Genomic DNA, 22,594 nt, shown 5'->3' on the forward strand with positions numbered 1-22,594 from the left:
ATGTTAATTGTGAATCAAAATGAGATTTCTGTGTATGAAATGGATAGACAGAAACAAAAATTTCGAGAAATGGATCATTTTCGACAGCCAGAAGGAAAGAGGTACGCAGTCTGCATAGCTGACCCACTTGACCTAATTAGTCTTGTTCAATATTTACGTGAACACAATGCATCAGTGTTGTTAATTCATGGTGAAACACCAATGGAAACAGCCTATCAAATGGCCGTGAAGGCAAGTTGTTACGGGCTTGTTTATCAGGAGACGAAGCACTTCTTGTCTATCGCAGATAAACAACAGAGCGAAAAACCATCAATCTACCAATATAGCTCAGGTACTACGGGGGACGCGAAGCTAATCGGGAGAAGCTGGGATGACATCCAAACGGAAATTCATGCCTACAACGAGTTGTTTCAGGGAGAGGAAGCGTTAACTCCGATCGTACTGGCGTCGGTGACACATTCGTACGGATTGATTTGCGGGGTTTTGTCAGCTTTGGAACGTGGAAGTAAGCCATCTATTGTGACGCACAAAAATCCAAAGTTTGCTTTGCAAGTGATTCAAGATACTCCACAGCATATTGTCTATGGTCTGCCAATTTTTTATCACATCCTGACAAGCTTTACGCGGGAGCAAGTACGTTTTCACCGGATAATGACATCTGGGGCCCCAATGCCAGAAGGCTTGTTTCAAAAGCTACAAGGCATGAGCGACATCCTAATGCAACAATATGGATGCTCGGAGGCAGGGTGCGTCAGTGTGAGTAAGCAGATGAGAACGCATACAGATCTGGGGGTTCCTCTTTCCCATGTAACAATGACAGCAGGTGAAAATGAAGAACACCCCGCGGAAATCATGATTCGGAGCGGACAGATTGAGATAGCGACGCAGGATTTAGGTTTCTGGACAGAACAGGGTCATATTCAATTTGTGTCCAGAATGGATGATGTGATAAACGTCTCTGGCTTAAAGGTATATCCTCTAGAGGTCGAGGATGTCATTTTGAAAATGAACGGAATAAAAGAAGTGGTCGTGTATCGTGGTCGTCATCCGGTCATGGGAGAGATTGTGAGGGCGCAGGTCATTACAGAGGGAGGGACTACTCCTGAGCAAATTAGGGAATGGTGCCAAGATCGTTTGCCGGCTTATAAGGTCCCATTCGACATCCAGTGTGTGACAAGCATTCCTAAGACAGCCACAGGAAAAATCAGCCGTCGATTACTAGAAATGGAGACGATCAACGAATGACACGTAAAGAACGACTGGAGCAAATCCATACGATCATGACTGAAAAATTAAAGTTATCGCATATCCTCACGCTAGAGGAGTCCATGCGTTTGAACGAAGATTTACATATTGATTCGATTATGCTATTACAACTGATTGTTTATATCGAGGAAGATTTACAATTGGTAGTACCTGCTCATGAGTTAGATCCACGAATCTTCCAAACTGTCGGATCACTCCTTACTTTTGTTGAACAGTTGGAACCTCAGCATGTCTCTAATTAGATCTATACAAACACCGAGTGGGGGATACAGATGATTAAGGTTCATTGCATTATTTCATGCCTGTGTGAAGTGATTAAACGTTACACAAAAATAGATTACCGTCCCTATTACTTTGGCATCTGGGATGCCGAGTATTCCATTACGGATCAGGGAGTGGTTACGTATTACATCGATAACCATGAGGAGATTATCAAGGGATATGAACGACTTTTCCGAGCGAAAGTAACGGAATGGTATGATCATTCCCAAGATAAAGCCTCCAATCTGGACAGGTTCCTACAGCTTATTGATCAGCGTACCGAGGATCAGTTTGTCCTTGTTCAGATTGACATGTCGCTGGTTCCCGAACGAGATAATAAATTTGCATTGAAGCCATTCCCGCATTTCTTGATGATTACCAAGACTGAGAACGAAGATGAGTGGTTTATGTTTGACCCGGATTTTCGTTGGGAAGGCAATGTGAAGAAGGAGACGGTGATCAAAGCCTTCTTAGAAAATCCGTTTGGTGGCGGCTTTATGGTGGATGCAAGTGAAATTAAGGAACCAACCTATGAGATGATCCACGACTATTTCTACACGACTCTTAAACGTGATCATAATCCGTTTACTCAGGAGTTGAAGCAGTTGATTACGGACATGGCTGAGGGACGAAATGGATACAACTTAGACATGTTACTCCCAGCAGTGACCCAAGTTAAGGTGATTGCGATCCGTAAATACAGCTACGAGTATGCATTCCAATATCTTCAAGATTACTTGCAATACCATCGTGATGAGTTTTTGCGAATCGCTTATAAAGTGGAAGACATCTATCAAGGATTTACGACAGCTCAGTACTTGTCTGTCAAAATGGCGATGACCAAGAACATGGCGTTGTTACCTCCGATTATCGAGGCGTTAGAAGAGATTGATCTGATTGAACTTGAAGTGAAGAGAGAGTTGGAACGTCAGTTTGTTCTGTGGACCGAAATGGATAAAAATCTCGTCACTGTAGACGAAAAAGGGTGGAGGTAGAGCTGAAATGAAACTCTCAGTGTGCACCATTTCTTTTCGCCACCAGTTGATTTCTTTTGCGCAGATCGTTCGTTTTGCTCATCGTCATCATTTTGATGGAATTGAGTTGTGGGGAATCCACGCCCAACATCTGTACGATCATGATCGCGTAGAGGTGGAGGAACAGTTGCAGTTGCTCCAGACTCAAGGCATGAGTATCTCCATGCTAAGTGATTATCTGGATATTGCGACTTCATCTGGATTTGCCCGTTCGCTGGAAAAAGCAAAAAGACTGATTGCGCTGGCGAAATGGCTGAATGTAAAACAAATCAGGACATTTGCTGGACAGAAGGCGAGCAAAGACGTTGGGCCAGAAGAGCGTGTGCGCTATGTACATCATTTGCAAATCTTATGTGAGATGTGTCAGGAGCACGGCATTCAGCTCTTGGTCGAAACACATCCAAACACGCTCACGGATCAGATGAGTTCTACGCTTGCTCTGTTACAGGAGGTAAATCACCCTGCGCTTAAAGTTAACCTTGATTTTCTTCATGTTTGGGAATCGGGTGCGGATCCACTCGACAGCTACGACCAATTGAAGCCTTGGGTAGCTCATTATCATTTGAAAAATATCATTTCATCCGATCATCTGCCGGTATTTGCTCCGCATAATGTATACGCTCCGAATGGCGATCGCGAGGGCATGGTACCACTCAGTGAAGGTGCTGTAGATTATGGTCCGATTGTAGAGAAGATTGCAGATACAGATTTGTTTGCTTCGATTGAATGGTTTGGTCACAGTCCGCAGCATGTTTTGGTAGATGAGGTAGAATGGTTGCGGAAAGCTATGATGTTAGTGCGTAAGTGATAAAAACGGTCGGGAGCGGGTATTGCTTCCGATCTTTTTTTCTTTTGCGGAAACCAAGTGCTTCCAGTAAGCGTCTAATTATCGACCACTTATTTGGGAGGACCCTTGAATGAAAAAACGCTTCTTGCTCTCATGCTTGCTGATTACGATGATCGGCATCCTTGTCCCTGGACAAATCAATGCCGCTACGCCAGCGAAAGCAGACCCTCGTCAGCCAGAACCAGTTATCATCTATCAAGTAGGAGTAGAAGGTAAGATCACCAAAACCGTTACAAACATGCCTTTGATGCACCATGCTAGCATGTCGCCATCGGGAAGATTCGTATACGGGGAGCGAATCGGATACGGAAAGGAAGACCGAAACATTCCGTACCTCTACGACATGCAAACCAAAAAAATGACGCAATTATCCGGCTATGGCAAATGGTCGTCAAAGCAAGACTTGCTCTACATCCAAGAAAATAACGGGATCGCGAAGCTGAGTCTACCAGACGGCAAAAAAACAGTACTGGTCGCAGGTTCAGCTAGTTATCCCGTTCGTGATTTCTCCGTTTCACCGGATGAACAGTACATGGCTTTTACCCGAATGGATATGCTCTCATCCAATACCAAGGTAAACGCTCACCTGATCTTGCAGCATTTGCCGACTCTCAAAATGAAAAAGAATGACCAGTATGAGTGGCGTACTGGTACAGTTGAAGAAATGTATTACTGGGTGCCGAATTCGAAAAAGCTGTTTTACAAAACCCAGACCGCAATCAAGGAACTGGACTTACCGACTGGCCTGAAATACGAGCATAAAATGACTGAATTTCCATCTTACTCGAATGATATGAAGTACCGTTATATACGGACTTTTACGGAAGAGTATATGCTGGATTTGCAGACGGGGAACAAGATCAATTTGAAAGATCCCGTTGTCACTGAGAGCTCCTTGGGCAAGATTGTTTGGTCGCCTTCAGGACATCAAATGGCGGTAGAACAGCACTATAGAACTTCCAACTCCCAAGATTCGTATATGTACATTCAAACTTACAAGCAAATCACGAAATCCAGCTATCCATTTGGTGGTCCTGATCAGGGAGTTGGTGGTTATTATGATTTAAGTGACAATCATCGCATCATCGGCTGGGCGAAGGATGGGAAGTCGTACTATGTAGCTGATCTGGCGTCTACTCACCATAGCGATTTTCCGCTTGAAAAGTTGAGTCCCTCCAACGGTGTTATTGAACTGCGATGATTTCTTATTCGAAATCGGCTCAAAAGAAGGTGAACAAGGATGCTCACATATATTTACATGATCCGTCACGCAGATTCGCCGTACATTCATGGCCAGGAAGAAACACGCGGATTGTCTGAAAAAGGGTGGCAAGATGCGCAGCGTGTAGCAGAAATCCTGCAAGCAGAGCAGATTGACGTATTTATCTCCAGTGCTTATGCCAGAGCTATCCAGACTATGGAAGCTGCGGCGAAGCAGACGAATCAGGAAATCAAGTTGGAACCGGGCTTTCACGAGCGGGAGATAGGCGCTTGGGGAGTGGCGTTCGAGCATTTTGTACAGGCAGTCGAGTACGTGTTTGCAAACCGTGAGTTTGCTTTCTCAGGTGGAGAATCGAATGCAGTAGCGGGGGAAAGAGGAATCGCTGCCTTGCAGGAAGTTTTGGATCACCATCGAGGCAAAAAAGTCGCGATTGGCATCCACGGAAACATCATGACGATCATCATGAATCACTACGACCCATCGTACGATTTCTCCTTTTGGAAAAAGAGTTCGATGCCCGATATATATAAACTAAGCTTTAAGGAAGATCAATTGATCCAGGTAGAACGTCTGTGGAATGACAATGACAAGCAGTAAATAAAGAAGCCGTCTCCCGTTTAATACGAGAGGCGGCTGTTCTCGATCTTTTATTCGTGACCTTCCAGATCAGTAATAAGCGTCCATAATGACATACCTTTGGAAGCCTTGAACAAAAATGCATGTTTTTCATCCCGCAGCGGCAGTAGAGCAGCCATTGCCTCTGCTTTGGTCGCGAAATGTAGCTTATTCCCCGTATAAGAATCATGGAGATGGCGTGAATTCTCACCGACTGTCACGAGCAGCTCGAAGCGCTCAGCGATGTCTTGAATCAAGGCTCCGACGCCCGCGTGCATAGCCGCACTTTCTGGACCAAGCTCAAACATGTCACCTAACACGACGACTCTTGCGTGCTCAGGGTACAGCTCAGCAAACGTCCGTACGGAAGCCTCCATGGAGACGGGGCTGGCATTGTACGCATCACTGATATACACAGTACCGTGCTTGGAGTTGATCTGCTCAAAGCGCATGGCGGAGAGCTGGACGGTGGACAGTGCGTGAATGATTTGCACCGTATCCATCCCGAGCCTTTTGGCAATCGCGACAGCAGGAAGTGCATTCAGGACACTGTGGCGGCCATGCAGCGGAAGGGATGCTTCGAAATGTTCGCCGGAGGCAAAGCACACTTTGAAGCGGGTCCCACCCTCAACCGTTTCGATTTGCTCCGCCCAAATATCCGCCTTCTCATTAACAGAGTAGTACATGATTTCACCCGGATACAGATGGGCGACCAACCGTAGATATTCGTTATCTTTGTTGAGCAGCACGAGCCCGTCAGTAGCGGTATGTGGAAGGAGCTCCGCCTTCGCAAGGGCGATTTTTTCACGCGTGCCAAAATGCTCAATATGGGACTCGCCGATAAATGTAATCACGCTAATATCAGGCTGCACCAGCGAAGCGAGAAGATCGATTTCCCCAGCGTGGTTCATCCCGAGCTCCAGTACAGCAGTTTGATGCTTTTCCTCCATCTGTAATAACGACAAAGGTACGCCGATGTGATTGTTGAAGTTTTTATACGTCTTGTATACGGGAGAGCGGCTCGTAAGTACGTGAGCCACGATGTCCTTCACGGTTGTTTTCCCGATACTTCCTGTAATAGCGATGCGAGGGAACGAAAAGCTTTTCCGATAAGCGGCAGCCAGCTTTTGAAAGCCACGTAGTGTATCATTGACGAGAATTAACCCAAAATCGTTGGGCAAGTTCGCAGGAATTTTCTCCTGATTCGAAACGAGTGCAGCTACAGCTCCTTGTTCAGCGGCTTGTAAAAGAAAATCATGTCCATCCCGTGCACCGCCTGTCAGCGCTACAAACAAAGATCCCGCAGTCAGCTCGCGGGTATCAAAGTGAACGGATGACAAGGCAAGCCCTGGGGAACCAGCGAGCAAAAGCCCTTCTGCTTTGATTGCTGCCTGATCCAGTGCAATTGGTTTCATCTGCACGAACTCCTTTTTCTTGGTAGATAAGAATTTATAGAAATTCTTATCGACATAAGTGCAACTAAGGCTTCACCAAAAAGCTTGGACAAGCCAAGTTTTCTAATGATCCAGAAGTAACCTCGAAGTCATGCTACCATGCGTTAGGTAGCGCCGCAAGACAAAAGTGAGGCAATGTGATACGATCGATTCTTACATAATGACGATTCATCTACATAAGAAGGAAAGGAGTCTCCCATGGAAAAAAGTATCTTTACCAAAATCATGGACGGCGAAATCCCTGCTCGTATCGAGTATGAGGACGAGCACGTCATTGTCATTCACGATATTGCACCAAAAGCAAGTGTTCACTTGTTGATTATCCCGCGTAAGCCAATTCCGACTCTCATGGATGTAAGCGCCGAGGACCTGCCGCTAATCGGGCATATCCACCATGTAGCACAACTCTTGGCGAAAAAGCTGGAGTTGCCAGGTTTTCGCCTGATTAACAACTGCGGGAAAGAGGGTGGACAAGAGGTTTTCCACATTCATTATCACCTGTTGTCCGGTTTTTACGAATAAAATTCAACTAAAGGTTGACCTTCTTTAGTCATCTATCCTATAATGAAGTGTGACAGTCTGTTCGTACGTTCGACTCAGGCGTCCCACGGTTTTAGCGGAGGGAGGGAAGACAAATGGCAGAAATTCGAGTCAAGAAAAACGAGTCTTTGGATAGCGCACTTCGCCGCTTCAAGCGTGAAAGCGCAAAATCCGGGGTGATGGCGGAACTGCGTAAACGTCGCCACTTTGAGAAGCCTAGCATTAAGCGCAAGAAGAAATCCGAAGCAGCTCGCAAACGCAAGTTTTAATTGACGGAGGGCTCATCATGAGTGTAATGGAGCGACTCGATCAAGATATGAAGCAAGCAATGAAGGACAGAGCTGCTCTAAAACTCTCTGTTATTCGCATGGTGAAAGCCGCATTAAAGAACGAAGAGATTAACAAGGGCAGACTTTTGTCTGAAGACGAAGTGCTGACCATCTTGACTCGTGAGTTAAAACAACGCCGTGAATCCCTCCATGAATTTGAGAAGGCAGGCCGCGTGGAACTTGCCTCGAAAACGCGCGAAGAGATCGACGTGCTCTCCGCTTACTTACCCGCTCAGCTTAGCGAAGACGAAATTCGCGATATCGTTCGGGAAGGTATCGCAGCTACCAATGCCTCCTCTAAAAAGGAGATGGGCAAAGTGATGGGTGCGATCATGCCGAAAGTGAAAGGCAGAGCAGACGGAAACCTCGTGCAAAAGATTGTATCTGAGGAACTACCATCGTAGACGAGAGTAACACCTCATATAGATACGAACAGAAAAACCCAACCTGTTAAGGTTGGGTTTTTTCTTTTTTTCCAGATGTGAAATAAATATGAAACGATTGCCCCCCTCTTTCGTATACCTTATAGCACATACGTTGAAGCTGATAGAAGGAAGGAGGTACATGCAATGAGTGCAACAAGGCTAGTAAAAAGCCGCGTGCGATTGCTTTTTTCACTTCTTTGCCTGATTATGGGAATGACGATGCTTCTTGCTCCCGCAACCACCACAGCTCAGACCTATCAAAAAGCTGTCTGGATTCCAGTAGATAGCACGATCGAGCGAGGGCTGGAGAGCTTTTTAGAAAGAGCATTTGCTGACGCACAGGAGCAGCAGGCAGACCTTGTTATCTTGCATATCAATACGCCAGGTGGAGAAGTGAACGCTGCCGACCAGATCGGGCAGTTGATCCGTCAGGCTCCCATGCATGTGATAGCCTATATTGATAACCAGGCTTTTTCAGCGGGAACTTACATCGCCCTGAATGCAAATGAAATTATTATGACTCCAGGCAGTAGCATGGGGGCAGCGGCACCGATTGACTTGGCAGGCAATGCAGCAGATATCAAGTTCATTTCCGGTTGGAGCAATAAAATGAAGGCGGCAGCTGAGCTGAACAATCGCAATCCTGACGTTGCTCGCGCGATGGTGGAAATCGATACAGAATTCCCAGGATTAAAGCCAAAAGGCACGGTGCTTTCTCTCGATGCCCAACAAGCGAAGCAGGTGGGTTATGCGGATGATGTGGTATCCAATAAGGAAGAGCTGCTCAAAAAGCTCGGTATTCAGCCGGATTCCCTTGAGGCGATTGAGCCAACAGGTGGAGAGCTAGTCGCCAGATGGGTGACGAGTCCCATTGTGATGAGTCTTCTGCTCATCATTGGATTGGGAGGAATTGTCGTAGAACTGTTTGCCCCTGGCTTTGGTGTCGCAGGGACGATTTCGTTTGTCGCGTTCAGTCTCTATTTCTTCGGGCATTATGTAGCGGGCTTTGCCAACTGGTTGCACATCGGACTGTTTGCCATCGGAATCTTACTGATGCTTCTGGAAATTTTTCTTCCGGGTGGCATTGTTGGAGCGATTGGCTTCGTGAGTATTGTGACAGGCCTCGTTATGGCAGCTTACGACACGCAGCAAGGACTCGCATCGCTGGGTGTAGCTGCTTTGATCACGGCAATTGTAACGTTCCTGTTAGTGAAGAAATACGGGGTCAAAGGTCTATTCAACAAGTTTGTCTTGGGTGACACGCAGCGCAATGAAGAAGGCTACGTAGCACCGCGCGATCAGCGTGAGCTGGAAGGAAAATCAGGTATTACCCTTACAACATTGCGCCCGGCAGGGGTCGTCAAGGTGGAAGGGAAACGTGTGGATGCAGTATCGGTTGGTGGTTTCATTGAAGCGGGTACCGCCATCACCGTTGTGCAAGTAGAAGGCACGCGTATCGTCGTTGCCGAACTAGAACAAAAGGAGTGAGCTCTTCATGTTTGAAGGCGGTTTGATTCCCCTTATTTTTATGGTGGCAGTAGCCATCGTCGTACTTTCTGTTTTCTTCTCGTTCGTACCAGTTATGCTCTGGATTTCTGCACTGGCTTCCGGTGTGAATATCGGGATTATTACCCTCGTCGCTATGCGCTTGCGTCGCGTTGTACCATCTCGTATCGTGAATCCGTTGATTAAAGCGCGTAAAGCCGGCTTGCAGTTGGATACAAACCAATTGGAGAGCCATTATCTCGCAGGCGGTAACGTAGACCGTGTAGTAGATGCGCTCGTAGCAGCACAACGCGCAGATATTCCACTTGGCTTTGAACGAGCAGCAGCCATTGATCTGGCTGGTCGTGATGTATTGGAAGCGGTACAAATGAGTGTTAACCCGAAAGTGATTGAAACACCTGTTGTAGCAGCAATGGCAAAAGACGGTATTGAGCTGCGCACTCGTGCAAAAGTAACGGTTCGTGCCAACATCGATCGATTGGTCGGTGGTGCTGGTGAAGAAACGATTATCGCCCGCGTAGGTGAGGGGATCGTATCCACAATTGGTTCGTCAAAAGGACATAAAGACGTATTGGAAAATCCGGACCTGATCTCGAAAACCGTATTGAACAAAGGGCTGGATGCCGGAACTGCTTTTGAAATTCTCTCGATTGATATTGCCGACGTGGATGTAGGGAAGAACATCGGAGCACAATTGCAAACCGATCAAGCGGAAGCAGATAAACGTATTGCCCAAGCGAAAGCGGAAGAGCGTCGTGCCATGGCGGTAGCCCAAGAGCAGGAAATGATTGCACGCGTACAAGAAATGAAGGCAAAAGTAGTAGAAGCTGAAGCACAGGTACCACTTGCTTTGTCCGAAGCATTGAAAAGTGGCAAAATGGGCGTAATGGATTATTACAACATGCAAAACATTGCTGCTGATACACAAATGCGTCAATCCTTCGGGCATGCAGGTGACAAACAAGATCCTGCTTTGCCAGATGAGAAAGAATAAGGGCGATTGCCATGGAAGATCTCATGGATCTCGTCGTAGATTTACTGGGTTTAGTTGAGTGGATCATCCCTCTTATCGGCAAGTTCTGGTTTGTCATCCTTGGTTACTTAGGATATAAAGCTCTTGGCAAAGCCGGAAAGAAGAAGATGTCACAAGGCAAAAAAATGCCTCCGCTTACCCCGGCAAGTACGTCAGATATCCCTATGGATACTGAGGATTACGGAAGAAAGACGGTGCGGGCATCCACCAAATACGAGCCTATCCAGCCTGAATCGATGGAGGGTATTGGAGTTGAGCAGGAATGGGCATTCTCCAGTACAGCTCGTGCTTCAACGGGTCCAACTATCACAGTGAAGCAATCGGAGCCGATGAAGGTCGCTGATTTGGAACAAGCGAGAACACTCACATCGAAACACGGCAATCCGCGTGATGGGATGAAATGGGCACTCATTTTTGGAGAGCCGCGCTCAAAAGCTCCGTACGCCCAGCAGGTGCGACAAAGGAAAATATGATAACAGCAGCTAGTCAAACAGGTGAACTTCGGTTCGCCTGTTTTTTTTCTTGATACGCAATGCTTTCGTGTCGAAATATATCGAACAACTTGTCTTGTTTCTCGTATCCTGGTTGACTATCCTGAATGTAAAGAAAATTCTCCCGAATAGAAGAAGGGGTAGAGGTCAAGCGATGAATCAACAAATTTTTGAACAAATGGGACGGTTTCGTCAAAAAGTGATTCGGCTTGCCATCTTCGAAAACAAATCAGTATATGAAACGGCGATCGCGTGCGGGTGTTCAGTTGAGAAAGTAAAACGAATCATGAAAAAATGGAAGGCGCTTACAAAAGAAAAAGAGCTAGTTTCTATTGCAAAAGAAAGCCAATAAGCGATGGGTTTTGTGGAATGCATTTCAAAGATTGAGTTCTCAACTGCTTGCTAAATCGTGAGCGCTGAGGACTCTTTTTTTGTGACTGTTTTTGATGAATGCCTCTTTATGCTCGCGCATACGCATAGATAAGAATGGTTTTGCACCTGAAAACAGATGAGATCGTCATATTCGCCAATATATAGAACGAGAAGGGGGGCTAATCCATGAAGCGTTGGAGCCGCCGTCTGCGCCAGTTGGCCGGAGGTGTGTTGGATCTGCCGCAAGATGTAGTCCTGGAAGTCCCGCGCATTACGATGATCGGTCATTTGCAAATGTATATAGAGAATCATCGAGGAGTCTTGCATTTTAGCGAAAAAGAACTTCGTCTGTTGTTGACGAACGGACAAATGATTGTTTCAGGTGAACAGCTTGTCATCCGAGCGATTTTGCCTGAGGAGGTTCTCTTAGAAGGTAGAATCGGTGGCGTGAAATTTTTGGAGACGGGACCACAGAGCTCATAACTTTTGTCAGAGGTAGGGGGGCGGTACGTATGCGGAATGGAATCAAGGAGTGGGTGGATGGACATGTAACCATTACCGTTCGGGGAAAACGGTTTGAGCGGATGCTGAATATGGCTGTACGGGATGGAATTCGAATCTGGAATATTCGCAGGGTTGGAGAAGAGGTGACTCGCTGCGATATTTTGATTCGAGATTATTTTCGTTTGCGGCCACTCTTAAAAGAGACAGGCTGTCGTAGCCACGTCGAGGCAAGAGACGGTCTTCCTTTCTGGCTGCTGCGTATACGCAGACGATCTGGATTGGCAATAGGTGCTGCTCTTTTTTTCATTGGATTGTACATGCTCTCCTCTTTTGTCTGGAGTGTCGAAGTGAGTGGGACAAAAATGGTTGATCCACGTCGAGTGATTCAAGCTGCCGAGCAAGTGGGGATTAAAGAAGGGGCATGGAAGGTCAAACTAAAAGAACCGTTGGTTTTGCAAAAAGAGCTGTTGAGTCTGCTGCCTGAAGCATCCTGGGTTGGAATTGAGATTCAAGGAACCAAGGTTATGCTTCAGGTGGTTGAAAAAGACGCTCCCGTAAAGCCGCTTGCAACAGGTCCTCGTCATCTTGTAGCGAAAAAGAGGGCGGTCGTCCATAAAATTCTCCCGGAGGTTGGTCGCAGCCAGGTTGTGAGCAATCAATTGGTAGAAAAAGGACAAGTGCTCATTTCCGGGATTATTGGCAACGATGCCCGTCAACAAGCTGTATCGGCGCGAGGCAAGGTGCAAGGGGAAGTGTGGTATACGAGCAACACATCGGTCCCGTTAAAACAAACGACGCACCGTCTGACGGGAGAAAAGCTGGAGCATCAATACCTGCTGGTAGGCCCCTATGCGATATACGTGTGGCCATTTGAGAAACAGTCCTTTGCACAAGCAGAAATTGCAGAACAACGTTTTTTACCCTCGTATGCGGGATATACCTCACCGCTTGGTTGGAAGACAGTAACGTACGCGCAATCAGAACCCGTTCAAACAGAGATGAGCGTGGAGGCAGCGACGGAACTGGCTAAAAAATTCGCCAGGGAGGATATCTTGCAAAAAGCTGGGAAAGATGCGTTCATTCAGGACGAAAAAGTTTTGCACGTCACAACAGAGAATGGTAAAGTTTACGTAAGCATTCATTTTTCCGTCATTGAAGATATTGCCATTGAACAGCCTCTCGTGGGCCAGTGAGGGACGGCAAGCAAATGACGCATTGCTGATTACCGTTGCAAGGAGATGGAAGCCTGTTGCACGTACAAGATGAGGTAAGAATCCCGTTTTCAGACGCATCTGAGGCCTTGCTGTTGTTCGGACCACATGACGCGTATCTAACACTGATCGAGCAAAGAAGTTCCGCCAAAATTATGACCCGAGAAGGCGAACTGGTTATTAGCGGGGATAAGCCGGAAGTGGACAAACTGACAGAGTTGATTGAAATTCTGTTACAGTTGATTCGCAGAGGGATTGCCCTGTCCGAACGAGATATCTCGTATGCGATGTCGTTGATTGAGCGGGGAGAAGGTGCCCAGTTGCTCGATGTGTATGATGAAGAAGTCGCTCGTACCCAACGTGGCAAAGTAATCAGGGCAAAAACTTTGGGTCAGCGTCATTACTTATCTGCGATCAAGAAGCATGACATTGTGTTTGGAATTGGACCAGCTGGTACCGGAAAAACGTATTTGGCTGTTGTCACAGCAGTAAATGCGTTGAAAAATGCACGCGTCAAACGGATCGTTCTTACCAGACCGGCCGTAGAAGCGGGAGAGAGCCTTGGATTTTTGCCAGGAGATTTGCAGGAAAAAGTAGATCCTTACCTGCGTCCGCTCTATGATGCCTTGTACGACATGCTGGGCAATGAACAAGTCGCCAAAATGATGGAACGCGGACTCATTGAGGTTGCACCTTTGGCGTACATGCGTGGTCGTACGCTCGAAGATTCGTTTGTCATTTTGGATGAAGCCCAGAACACCACTCCGGAGCAAATGAAAATGTTTTTGACCCGACTTGGTTTTGGTTCCAAAATGGTCATTACGGGTGATGTGACCCAGGTGGATTTGCCAAAAGGCAAGAAATCTGGATTGCGCGAAGCACAGCGTATCCTAAATCCGATTTCTGATGTAGCCTTTATTCATTTCCAAGAGGGAGACGTCGTTCGCCACAGTCTGGTACAAAAAATCATCGCTGCCTATGCCAAAGAAGAAGTAGATCACGGCTATTGATAAATGGCTTTACAAAAAGGAGATCGTTTACCTGTGTTATCTGTAGAAATCCTTCATGAAGAAATCGAACCGATCGATGAGAATTTACAAAACCTGCTTGTCCGTTGCCTAGAAGCGGCGGCAAAGCTGGAAGACGTACAAGGAGAAGTAGTTGTCACGTTGGTGAACAACGAGCGCATTCACGAGCTGAATCGGGACTATCGTGGCGTTGATCGGCCTACGGATGTTCTGTCCTTTGCGATGAACGAGCCGGGTGAAGGGGAAATGGAAATCTTCATTGATGAGGAAGAGGCCGGCGAGTTTCCGAATATGCTTGGCGATATCATCATCTCGGTGCCAAAAGCACATGAGCAGGCCGAAGACTATGGCCATTCATTCGAGCGCGAACTCGGATTTCTCACGGTTCATGGTTTTCTTCACCTTCTGGGCTATGATCATGGAACACCAGAAGAAGAAAAGGAAATGTTTTCACGTCAAGAAAAGGTGCTGGAACAAATCGGCTTGACGAGGTAGGAGATTACGTTGAAGGAATGGCGACGATTGACTCGCAGCTTCACCTACGCTCTGCAGGGAATTTCCTATACCGTACGGACACAGCGAAACATGCAAATCCACGTAGCCGCTGCCATCATGGTGCTGGCGGCAGCGTGGTGGCTGCAGATACCCCGCAGCGATGTTTTGCTGGTCCTTTTTTCTATCGGTCTGGTCACTTCCCTTGAGCTGGTTAATACCGCGATCGAAGCAGTCGTTGATTTAGCTTCCCCGGAATGGCACGCCAAGGCGAAGATTGCCAAAGATGTGGGAGCAGGAGCTGTACTTGTGGCGGCGATCCTGTCCTTTATCGTCGGAGTCCTCGTATTTGGACAGCCACTGTTGCAAAAAGTATGGGGATAGTTTTTACTAGTAGAGAAGAAGAAATTTTTTCATAAGTCAAATGAGGTACCGGACGGGTCATTGCAGTTGACCATTCAGTCTGGTTTCTTCGTGTCTCTTTGGACACATTTTGTTGTGAATGGATGTTAAATACCAATCATATGAGGAATGATGAGAATGGATAAACAAGCATTATTAGCACAAGCAATTGAAGCCAGAAAGCTCGCTTATGTACCGTACTCCAAGTTTCAGGTAGGAGCAGCTCTGTTGGCTGATAACGGCAAGGTTTATTTGGGAGGCAATATTGAAAATGCAGCGTACTCGCTGTGCAACTGCGCAGAGCGTACGGCTCTTTTCAAAGCGTACTCGGAAGGCGATAAGACTTACAAGGCATTAGCCGTCGCTGCCGATACGCCGCAAGCTGTATCACCGTGCGGGGCTTGCCGACAAGTTATCGCAGAGCTGTGCCCGCCGGACATGCCTGTATTTTTGACGAATCTCAAAGGCGACATTTGGGAAACGACAGTATCTGCCCTGCTGCCAGGCGCATTCACCAAGGAGGATTTACGTGGATAATCGCAAGACCAAGCAATCGTTTAAATCAGGGTTTGTCTCCATTGTGGGAAGGCCAAACGTTGGAAAGTCAACACTGTTGAATCATATTGTCGGACATAAAATCGCGATCATGTCGAATAAGCCGCAAACCACACGTAACAAAATTACGGCTGTGCATACGACAGAAGAAGGACAAATTATTTTCTTGGATACACCGGGGATTCACAAGCCTCAATCCAAACTCGGAAACTACATGGTTTCGGTTGCCGAAAATACATTGAACGAAGTAGACCTCGTTTTGTTTGTTGTCGATGCAACAGAAAAACGCGGAGCCGGGGACGACTACATCATCGAGCGGTTGAAGCAGGTCAAAACGCCAGTATTTTTGGTCATCAACAAAATTGACAAAGTGCACCCGGAAGCACTGCTGCCGATTATTGACGATTACCGCAAATTGTATGATTTCAAGCAAATTGTTCCAATCTCTGCGCTGGAAGGTAACAATACAGGATCATTGCAGCAGGCTATTTTGGGTGAAATGGAAGAAGGCCCGATGTATTACCCTGCAGATCAGGTGACAGACCATCCGGAACGCTTTGTTGCAGCCGAGTTGATTCGGGAAAAAGTTCTGCATTTGACAAGAGAAGAAGTACCTCACTCTATCGCTGTCGTGATTGAAGAGATGAAACGGGGCGAAAATGGCAAAACGCTTTACATTTACGCGGCCATTTACGTAGAGCGGGATTCTCAGCGCGGAATTTTGATTGGGCAAAAAGGCCAGATGCTCAAAGAAATCGGTCAACGCGCGCGCAAGGATATCGAGCGGCTGATGGGGGACCAAGTATTTTTGGAGCTATGGATCAAAGTGAAAAAGGATTGGCGCAACCAAGACCGGATGCTGCGTAACTTCGGTTTCTACGACGAGCAATAATATTCCCAACGCGATGTGTTAATTTTTCCAAGGCATAGAATAACGGGCAAAGGTGATTCTAAGAAGGAAGTGGATAGACCCGATATAGGAAAGGATGATGCTCCATGCTTCGTGACTTTTCTTGGAGAGTTTTCGCTTCAACCGGTGACATCCATGCTTACCTTCTCTACCGTGATCACCATCAAACGGATGTTTCCAGCGAGGAAACCTCGTTTGATCTCGCCCAGGAAGAATTGGGTGACACGCAGGCATGCTTGTAAAGTGGGAAGGGATTGTCATTCGCAGTGTGGACTATGGTGAGTCCAGTAAAGTGGTGACATTGTTTACCCGGGAGAACGGCAAATTAGGTGTGATGGCCCGTGGTGCCAAAAAGACCAAAAGCCGTCTTGCCGCCGTCTCCCAGTTGTTTTCGCATAGTTATTATCTATGCAAGACAGGACCCGGTACGGGAATGCCCGATCTCTCTCAGGGAGATATGCTGGATTCGTTCCGGGATATGCGGCAAAGCCTGACTGCTACGGCTTATGCCGCTTACATAGCAGAGCTTTTGGATCGACTGACGCAGGAAAGGGAACCGAATCCCTACTTGTTTCAGCTTCTCCTTCATACGTTTCGCTACTTGGATGAAGGACGAGATGCTGAGATCCTCTGTCGTATTTTTGAGACCAAGATGCTAATTGTGGCGGGGATCTCCCCGCAGCTCACGGCGTGTGTAAACTGTGGCGAACAGCGCGAGCCCTATGCGATCAGCGTAGGACAGGGTGGACTGTTGTGCCCAGTTTGCCAGCCTTCCGATCCGTATGCCATGGCGGTTACACCCTCGACCTGGAAGCTGTTACGGCTGTTCCAGGTATTTGATTTGGAGCGGCTTGGTGACATTGAAGTAAAACCAGCTACACGTAACCAGCTCAAGCATGTGCTGCGGAGCTTCATGGACGAGTATCTGGATATCAGGCTGAAAAGTCGAGCATTTCTGGAACAACTGGAGCGTATGGAAAGAATGACGCAATCCGATCAGGACTAATTGACATACGAATTTGTTTTCGTTATGATAAGAACCAAACTTGTATACCGAATGTTGCCATGAAGGAAAAGAGTAGTCGGCCGCTGGCTGTGAATAGCGAATCGGGGATAGTGTGAGCCCGGTCACCATGCTGATGAAGGGCGTTCTGGAGCAATTTGATTGTAAGGTGGGCGAAGAAGTCATTCGCCAAGTAGGGTGGAACCGCGAGAATCCTCTCGTCCCTACACTGTCACATCAGACAGTGTAGAGGCGGGAGGTTTTTTAGTTTCGACTTAAAGCCAAGTTCTAATAAGTTTATGAGGAGGATAAAGCATGAAAATGACATTTCAAGATATCATTTTGACGCTGCAAAACTTTTGGGCAAAGCAAAACTGTCTCATTGTCCAACCATATGACGTTGAAAAAGGGGCAGGTACGCTAAACCCGATGACTTTCCTTCGTTCCATCGGACCTGAACCGTGGAATGTGGCATATGTAGAGCCTTCCCGTCGCCCAGCAGACGGACGTTATGGGGAAAACCCGAACCGTTTGTATCAGCATCACCAGTTCCAAGTGATCATGAAGCCATCGCCGGACAACATTCAGGAGCTGTACCTGGAGAGCTTGCGCGAACTCGGAATCGAGCCACTAGAGCATGATATCCGATTTGTAGAGGACAACTGGGAGCACCCGGGGCTTGGCGCATGGGGCTTAGGCTGGGAAGTTTGGCTGGACGGAATGGAGATCACCCAGTTCACGTACTTCCAGCAGGTGGGCGGTCTGGAATGTAAACCAGTGGCAGTCGAGCTGACTTACGGACTGGAGCGTTTGGCTTCGTATATTCAGGAAAAAGAAAATGTATTCGATCTGGAATGGTGCAACGGGTATACGTACGGAGACGTATTCCTGCAACCAGAATACGAGCATTCCAAATACACATTCGAGCTGTCTGATGTCGACATGCTGTTCTCTCTCTACAATACGTATGAGGCAGAAGCAAAGAGACTGATGTCGGAGCGACTGGTTTACCCAGCTTATGACTACGTCCTGAAATGCTCCCACACCTTCAACTTGCTTGATGCGCGTGGAGCCATCAGTGTGACGGAGCGTACAGGCTACATCGCTCGTGTGCGCAATCTGTCTCGTGAAGTAGCACAAACCTACTATAAAGAGCGTGAGCGCCTCGGTTTCCCGCTTTTGCAAAAAGGCAACGCAGTCGCTGCGGATCAAGTGAATCAGGTGAAGGGAGAGGATACAAATGAGTAAGCGCGATCTACTCGTAGAGGTTGGTTTGGAAGAAATGCCTGCTCGTTTTGTCGCACAAGCAGCGGCACAATTCAAGGAAAAAGTAGAAAAGTGGCTGACTGCTGAGCGCGTGCCGTTTGATCAAATTACGGCATTAGAGACACCTCGTCGTTTTGCCCTGTTGATCAATGGACTGGCAGAAAAGCAGCCTGATCGCAATGATGAAGCGAAAGGCCCTGCACGCAAAATCGCACAAGATGAAGCGGGTAACTGGTCCAAGGCGGCACTCGGATTTGCACGAAGCAACAATGTTGAGCCAGACCAACTGTATTATAAAGAAGTAAACGGGATCGAGTATGTGCATGCTCGCAAATCCGAAGCGGGAAAACCGACTACCGAGCTTTTGCCGCAACTGGCTGAAGTGATCACCGGAATGAGCTTCCCGAAAAACATGCGCTGGGGCGCACGCGAATTGAAATACGTTCGTCCTATTCGTTGGTTGGTTGCTTTGTTCGGCGATGAATTGATCGATCTGGAAATTGCAGGCGTAACAAGCGGACGCATTTCTCGTGGACACCGCTTCTTGGGAACAGAGGTTACATTGAATCACCCAAGCGAATACGTGAGCAAGCTAGCTGAGCAATATGTCATGGTGAATCCCGACGAGCGCAGAGCAGCAATTGTAGAGCAGATTCATCGCTTGGAGAAGGAAAATGGCTGGACGATTCCAATGGACGAAGGACTTCTGGATGAGGTAGTCCATCTTGTAGAATATCCAACCGCTCTTTACGGTACGTTCGAGCAAGAATTCCTTTCCATTCCACGTGAGGTTTTGGTTACTTCTATGCGGGAGCACCAGCGTTATTTCCCTGTTGAAAACGCACAGGGTCAATTGCTGAATCATTTTGTGACCGTGCGTAATGGAGACAGCCGCGCGCTGGAAAACGTAGCGAAAGGGAATGAAAAAGTTCTTCGCGCACGCCTGTCTGATGCTCGTTTCTTCTACGTGGAGGACCAAAAGCTATCCATTGAGAGCTGCCTGAAACGTTTGGAGACAATCGTTTACCATGAAGAGCTGGGAACAATCGGTGATAAAGTTCGCCGTGTACGCAAGACAGCTGGGCAAATTGCAAGCAAGCTGGGTGTAAGCGCGGAAGAAACCAAACAAGTAGACCGCATTGCAGAAATCGCAAAATTTGACCTCGTTACCAACATGGTAGGCGAATTCCCTGAACTGCAAGGGATTATGGGTGAAGATTACGCGCGCAAAGCGGGTGAGTCCGACCTCGTCGCAAGTGGTGTATTCGAGCATTACCTCCCGCGTTTTGCAGGGGACAAAATGCCTGCTTCCGCCCAAGGCGCTATCGTCAGCATAGCTGACAAGATGGACACGATCGTAGGTTGCTTCTCGATCGGTATTGTGCCTACTGGCTCACAGGACCCGTATGGTCTGCGCCGTATGGCAGCGGGGATCGTTTCTGTTTTGGTGGAGCGCGACTGGCAAATTTCTCTTGCCGATCTGTGGAATGCGGCAATGGAAGGCTATGTAGCGCAAGGCGTAAACAAGAGAGCGGCAGAAGACGTGAAAAAGGACCTGGTAGACTTCTTCGCACTCCGCCTGAAAAATGTCTTGCAGGATCATGGTGTTCGCTACGATGTCATCGACGCGGTTCTTGCTGCTGACCTGACACTGGTTCCAGAGGTGGTAGCAAAAGCAAAAGCACTGATGGCAGCTGTACAAACAGAAGAGTTCAAGCTGATTGTGGAGCAGTTTAACCGGGTGAACAATCTGGCACAAAAAGCAGAAGCAGATCAAGTCAGTGAGGCTTTGTTCGCAGAAGATGTGGAACGTGCCTTGTATCAGGCATTCCAAGCTGTTCAGAAGGATGTAGAAGGTCTGAAGGATCAAGAGAAGGTACTCGCAACCTTGTCAACCCTGCGTCAGCCGATCAACGCATTCTTCGATAAGGTAATGGTCATGGCCGAAGATCAGGCTGTTCGTGCGAATCGTCTGGGGCTTCTCTTGCAGCTTTCTCGTGTGCTTTATCGCTACGCAGATTATTCCAAAATTGTCTTCGCATAAACAAAATAAAACCGGTGCCTTCGTCTGAAAATCAGGCGGGGGCACCTTTTTTCCCCGTGAAAGAAGGAATATCCCGTCGAATAGAGTAATACTAGGAAGAGGTAAAGACAGAACCGGGGTGATTGGTCATCGAGCTTACCAAACGACAAGAGCACATCTTACAGATAGTGAAGGATGACGGACCGATAACAGGAGAGCATATCGCGGAGCGACTGAATTTGACTCGCGCGACGCTGCGCCCTGATTTATCCATCCTCACGATGTCAGGATATCTAGAAGCCAGACCTCGGGTCGGGTATTTTTATGCCGGCAGACCCGCAAGCTCAGTCATAAGTGAACGGCTTCACAAGCTTCTCGTCAATGACTACAAGGCGGTACCGATCGTGGTATCCGAATCCGCATCGGCTTATGACGCCATCGTTACCCTCTTTTTGGAGGATGTTGGTACGTTATTTGTCGTCAATCAAAAAGGATATTTGGCTGGCGTGATCTCACGAAAAGATCTCCTGCGTGCTTCTTTAGGCAATAAGACGTTGGAGGATGTGCCGGTCAGCATTATCATGTCTAGGATGCCGAATATCATTACATGCGCACCTGATGAGACCTTGTTCGCAGCCGCCAAAAAGCTGATTGATTTTCAGATCGATTCTCTGCCTGTCGTAAGGCCTGGCGAGGAAGATCCGAAGCAAATGGAGCTGTTGGGGCGCGTCACCAAGACGACGATCGCGAAAGCATTTGTAGAATTGGGTAGCGAACCGAAAGTGTAGGAGGAGAAGCGATGCAAGGTAATCAGCAAGGACAGCTCATCTATGTAGTCTCAGACTCCATCGGCGAAACGGCCGAACTTGTCGTTCGCGCAGGAGCTAGTCAGTTTGATCGTTTTTTGTTTGACGTACAAAAGTATCCGTATATAGAAGACAAGGAATCTATTGACGAAATTATTGCTTCGGCAAAAGAATCGCGGGCAATGATCGTGTTCACTCTGGTCATTTCGGAGCTGAATGCGTATATTACACAACAAGCTGCTCTTCACGGGATTCCAGCTCTTGATGTAATGGGGCCTCTGATGAATACCTTGCAGGGCATGTTGAAAGAGCCGCCAACAGGAAAACCGGGCTTGGTACGTCGACTGGATGAAGAGTATTTCCGCAAAGTAGACGCCATCGAGTTTGCCGTCAAATACGACGATGGACGGGACCCACGCGGCCTGTTGCGAGCAGATGTGGTTTTGATCGGCGTTTCGCGTACTTCCAAGACGCCTCTTTCCATGTATTTGGCTAACAAGCGACTTAAGGTTGCCAATGTTCCGCTTGTCCCGGAGGTAGAGCCACCAGAAGAATTGTTCCAACTGCCAATAGAACGCTGCATTGGGCTTACCATCAATCCGGAGCAACTGAACGGAATTCGAACAGAGCGTCTGAAGGCGCTGGGATTGACTGCACAAGCGAACTACGCCAATCTCGAACGGATTGCCGACGAACTGGCTTATTCCAAGCGCATTATTGAGCGACTCGGATGTACAGTTATCGATGTATCCAACAAGGCAGTGGAAGAAACGGCAAACATCATTTTGGAGATGATTCGAAAAAACAATCTCCGTAATGAAAGGAAATAGGCCGAAAGAAGGATTTTGACGTTTTTTGTAGAAAATCAATTAGCCGAGGTACTTATCATACTGAGTTTCTCAGCGTTTATTGCACTTAGAAATGTGGAAAAGTAGAAAAGAAGAAAAGAAGTTTGATGTAAAGAAGGAAATTGACGAATTTTGACGAACTAAATATTCT

General features: G+C 47.4%; 28 protein-coding genes. 27 read left to right on the forward strand and 1 reads right to left on the reverse strand.

Translation table 11 applies throughout. The features are described from left to right. The 6 genes from C7R93_RS23735 to C7R93_RS23760 all read left to right on the forward strand — a co-directional run bounded on the left by C7R93_RS23735 (window position 1) and on the right by C7R93_RS23760 (window position 5,227). Entirely contained in the window at window positions 1-1,245 is a 1,245-nt protein-coding gene (locus C7R93_RS23735) for an AMP-binding protein (RefSeq protein ID WP_106841136.1), read from the forward strand. Then, complete coding sequence (asbD, locus tag C7R93_RS23740) at window positions 1,242-1,508, forward strand: petrobactin biosynthesis protein AsbD (protein ID WP_106841137.1); 267 nt, start codon at window positions 1,242-1,244, stop codon at window positions 1,506-1,508. Before C7R93_RS23735 ends, asbD begins: the two co-directional genes overlap by 4 nt. 30 nt (window positions 1,509-1,538) lie before the next feature. After that, window positions 1,539-2,522, forward strand: a complete 984-nt coding sequence (locus tag C7R93_RS23745; protein WP_106841138.1) for a DUF6005 family protein — start codon at window positions 1,539-1,541, stop codon at window positions 2,520-2,522. 7 nt (window positions 2,523-2,529) lie between these two features. Beyond that, complete coding sequence (locus tag C7R93_RS23750; RefSeq protein ID WP_106841139.1) at window positions 2,530-3,369, forward strand: sugar phosphate isomerase/epimerase family protein; 840 nt, start codon at window positions 2,530-2,532, stop codon at window positions 3,367-3,369. Window positions 3,370-3,478: 109 nt separating this feature from the next. Next, on the forward strand, window positions 3,479-4,609 hold the full coding sequence (locus C7R93_RS23755) for a TolB-like translocation protein (RefSeq protein WP_106841140.1): 1,131 nt from the start codon (window positions 3,479-3,481) through the stop codon (window positions 4,607-4,609). Between the two features lie 39 nt (window positions 4,610-4,648). Beyond that, window positions 4,649-5,227: a histidine phosphatase family protein gene (locus C7R93_RS23760; protein ID WP_106841141.1), complete on the forward strand. Its 579-nt coding sequence runs from the start codon at window positions 4,649-4,651 to the stop codon at window positions 5,225-5,227. Window positions 5,228-5,277: 50 nt separating this feature from the next. On the opposite strand, the gene C7R93_RS23765 is transcribed toward C7R93_RS23760, so the two are convergent. Beyond that, window positions 5,278-6,660 carry a UDP-N-acetylmuramoyl-tripeptide--D-alanyl-D-alanine ligase gene (locus C7R93_RS23765; RefSeq protein WP_106841142.1) on the reverse strand — a complete coding sequence of 461 codons (1,383 nt, stop codon included), beginning with the start codon at window positions 6,658-6,660 and terminating at the stop codon, window positions 5,278-5,280. Between the two features lie 237 nt (window positions 6,661-6,897). Here C7R93_RS23765 and C7R93_RS23770 point away from each other — a divergent pair, with 237 nt between their 5' ends. The 21 genes from C7R93_RS23770 (at window position 6,898) to C7R93_RS23865 (ending at window position 22,425) form a co-directional block, all read left to right on the forward strand. Continuing rightward, entirely contained in the window at window positions 6,898-7,221 is a 324-nt protein-coding gene (locus C7R93_RS23770; RefSeq protein WP_106841143.1) for a histidine triad nucleotide-binding protein, read from the forward strand. A gap of 113 nt (window positions 7,222-7,334) precedes the next feature. Then, a complete protein-coding gene (gene rpsU / locus C7R93_RS23775) occupies window positions 7,335-7,508 on the forward strand; it encodes a 30S ribosomal protein S21 (protein ID WP_007727630.1) in 174 nt (57 codons plus the stop codon). A 17-nt stretch (window positions 7,509-7,525) separates the two neighbouring features. After that, the gene (locus C7R93_RS23780; protein ID WP_007727628.1) at window positions 7,526-7,972 is read left to right on the forward strand and encodes a GatB/YqeY domain-containing protein; all 447 of its coding nucleotides are present in this window, start codon (window positions 7,526-7,528) and stop codon (window positions 7,970-7,972) included. 165 nt (window positions 7,973-8,137) lie between these two features. Further along, window positions 8,138-9,481, forward strand: coding sequence for an NfeD family protein (locus C7R93_RS23785; protein ID WP_106841144.1), 1,344 nt, complete (start codon window positions 8,138-8,140; stop codon window positions 9,479-9,481). 7 nt (window positions 9,482-9,488) lie between these two features. Next, entirely contained in the window at window positions 9,489-10,493 is a 1,005-nt protein-coding gene (gene floA, locus C7R93_RS23790; protein WP_012685765.1) for a flotillin-like protein FloA, read from the forward strand. 11 nt (window positions 10,494-10,504) lie between these two features. Then, window positions 10,505-11,005, forward strand: a complete 501-nt coding sequence (locus tag C7R93_RS23795; RefSeq protein WP_106841145.1) for a hypothetical protein — start codon at window positions 10,505-10,507, stop codon at window positions 11,003-11,005. A gap of 172 nt (window positions 11,006-11,177) precedes the next feature. Then, window positions 11,178-11,375, forward strand: a complete 198-nt coding sequence (locus C7R93_RS23800) for a sigma-70 RNA polymerase sigma factor region 4 domain-containing protein (RefSeq protein WP_106841146.1) — start codon at window positions 11,178-11,180, stop codon at window positions 11,373-11,375. Window positions 11,376-11,581: 206 nt separating this feature from the next. Next, complete coding sequence (gene yqfC, locus C7R93_RS23805; protein ID WP_007727617.1) at window positions 11,582-11,878, forward strand: sporulation protein YqfC; 297 nt, start codon at window positions 11,582-11,584, stop codon at window positions 11,876-11,878. Between the two features lie 29 nt (window positions 11,879-11,907). Further along, window positions 11,908-13,092, forward strand: coding sequence for a sporulation protein YqfD (gene yqfD / locus C7R93_RS23810; RefSeq protein WP_106841147.1), 1,185 nt, complete (start codon window positions 11,908-11,910; stop codon window positions 13,090-13,092). 56 nt (window positions 13,093-13,148) lie between these two features. Beyond that, complete coding sequence (locus C7R93_RS23815; RefSeq protein ID WP_017247744.1) at window positions 13,149-14,120, forward strand: PhoH family protein; 972 nt, start codon at window positions 13,149-13,151, stop codon at window positions 14,118-14,120. 3 nt (window positions 14,121-14,123) lie between these two features. Continuing rightward, window positions 14,124-14,633, forward strand: coding sequence for an rRNA maturation RNase YbeY (ybeY, locus tag C7R93_RS23820; protein ID WP_425266742.1), 510 nt, complete (start codon window positions 14,124-14,126; stop codon window positions 14,631-14,633). A 9-nt stretch (window positions 14,634-14,642) separates the two neighbouring features. Next, window positions 14,643-15,014 carry a diacylglycerol kinase family protein gene (locus C7R93_RS23825; RefSeq protein WP_106841149.1) on the forward strand — a complete coding sequence of 124 codons (372 nt, stop codon included), beginning with the start codon at window positions 14,643-14,645 and terminating at the stop codon, window positions 15,012-15,014. A 156-nt stretch (window positions 15,015-15,170) separates the two neighbouring features. Further along, window positions 15,171-15,569 carry a cytidine deaminase gene (locus tag C7R93_RS23830; protein ID WP_106841150.1) on the forward strand — a complete coding sequence of 133 codons (399 nt, stop codon included), beginning with the start codon at window positions 15,171-15,173 and terminating at the stop codon, window positions 15,567-15,569. Then, the gene (era, locus tag C7R93_RS23835; protein ID WP_016742636.1) at window positions 15,562-16,479 is read left to right on the forward strand and encodes a GTPase Era; all 918 of its coding nucleotides are present in this window, start codon (window positions 15,562-15,564) and stop codon (window positions 16,477-16,479) included. Before C7R93_RS23830 ends, era begins: the two co-directional genes overlap by 8 nt. A 104-nt stretch (window positions 16,480-16,583) precedes the next feature. Next, a complete protein-coding gene (locus tag C7R93_RS23840) occupies window positions 16,584-16,739 on the forward strand; it encodes a YqzL family protein (protein ID WP_012685773.1) in 156 nt (51 codons plus the stop codon). Then, window positions 16,730-17,503, forward strand: coding sequence for a DNA repair protein RecO (recO, locus tag C7R93_RS23845; RefSeq protein ID WP_106841151.1), 774 nt, complete (start codon window positions 16,730-16,732; stop codon window positions 17,501-17,503). Before C7R93_RS23840 ends, recO begins: the two co-directional genes overlap by 10 nt. A 112-nt stretch (window positions 17,504-17,615) precedes the next feature. Continuing rightward, entirely contained in the window at window positions 17,616-17,750 is a 135-nt protein-coding gene (locus tag C7R93_RS30980) for a hypothetical protein (protein WP_279629459.1), read from the forward strand. Between the two features lie 65 nt (window positions 17,751-17,815). Continuing rightward, window positions 17,816-18,748 (forward strand): glycine--tRNA ligase subunit alpha, encoded by a 933-nt coding sequence (gene glyQ / locus C7R93_RS23850; protein ID WP_106841152.1) that lies wholly within the window; start codon window positions 17,816-17,818, stop codon window positions 18,746-18,748. Continuing rightward, the gene (gene glyS, locus C7R93_RS23855) at window positions 18,741-20,810 is read left to right on the forward strand and encodes a glycine--tRNA ligase subunit beta (RefSeq protein ID WP_106841153.1); all 2,070 of its coding nucleotides are present in this window, start codon (window positions 18,741-18,743) and stop codon (window positions 20,808-20,810) included. Before glyQ ends, glyS begins: the two co-directional genes overlap by 8 nt. 122 nt (window positions 20,811-20,932) lie before the next feature. Then, complete coding sequence (gene ccpN / locus C7R93_RS23860; RefSeq protein ID WP_106841154.1) at window positions 20,933-21,577, forward strand: transcriptional regulator CcpN; 645 nt, start codon at window positions 20,933-20,935, stop codon at window positions 21,575-21,577. An 11-nt stretch (window positions 21,578-21,588) separates the two neighbouring features. Continuing rightward, entirely contained in the window at window positions 21,589-22,425 is an 837-nt protein-coding gene (locus C7R93_RS23865; protein ID WP_106841155.1) for a pyruvate, water dikinase regulatory protein, read from the forward strand. Window positions 22,426-22,594 lie beyond the last annotated feature (169 nt).

Source organism: Brevibacillus fortis (genome assembly GCF_003013395.1).
Taxonomy (GTDB): domain Bacteria; phylum Bacillota; class Bacilli; order Brevibacillales; family Brevibacillaceae; genus Brevibacillus; species Brevibacillus fortis.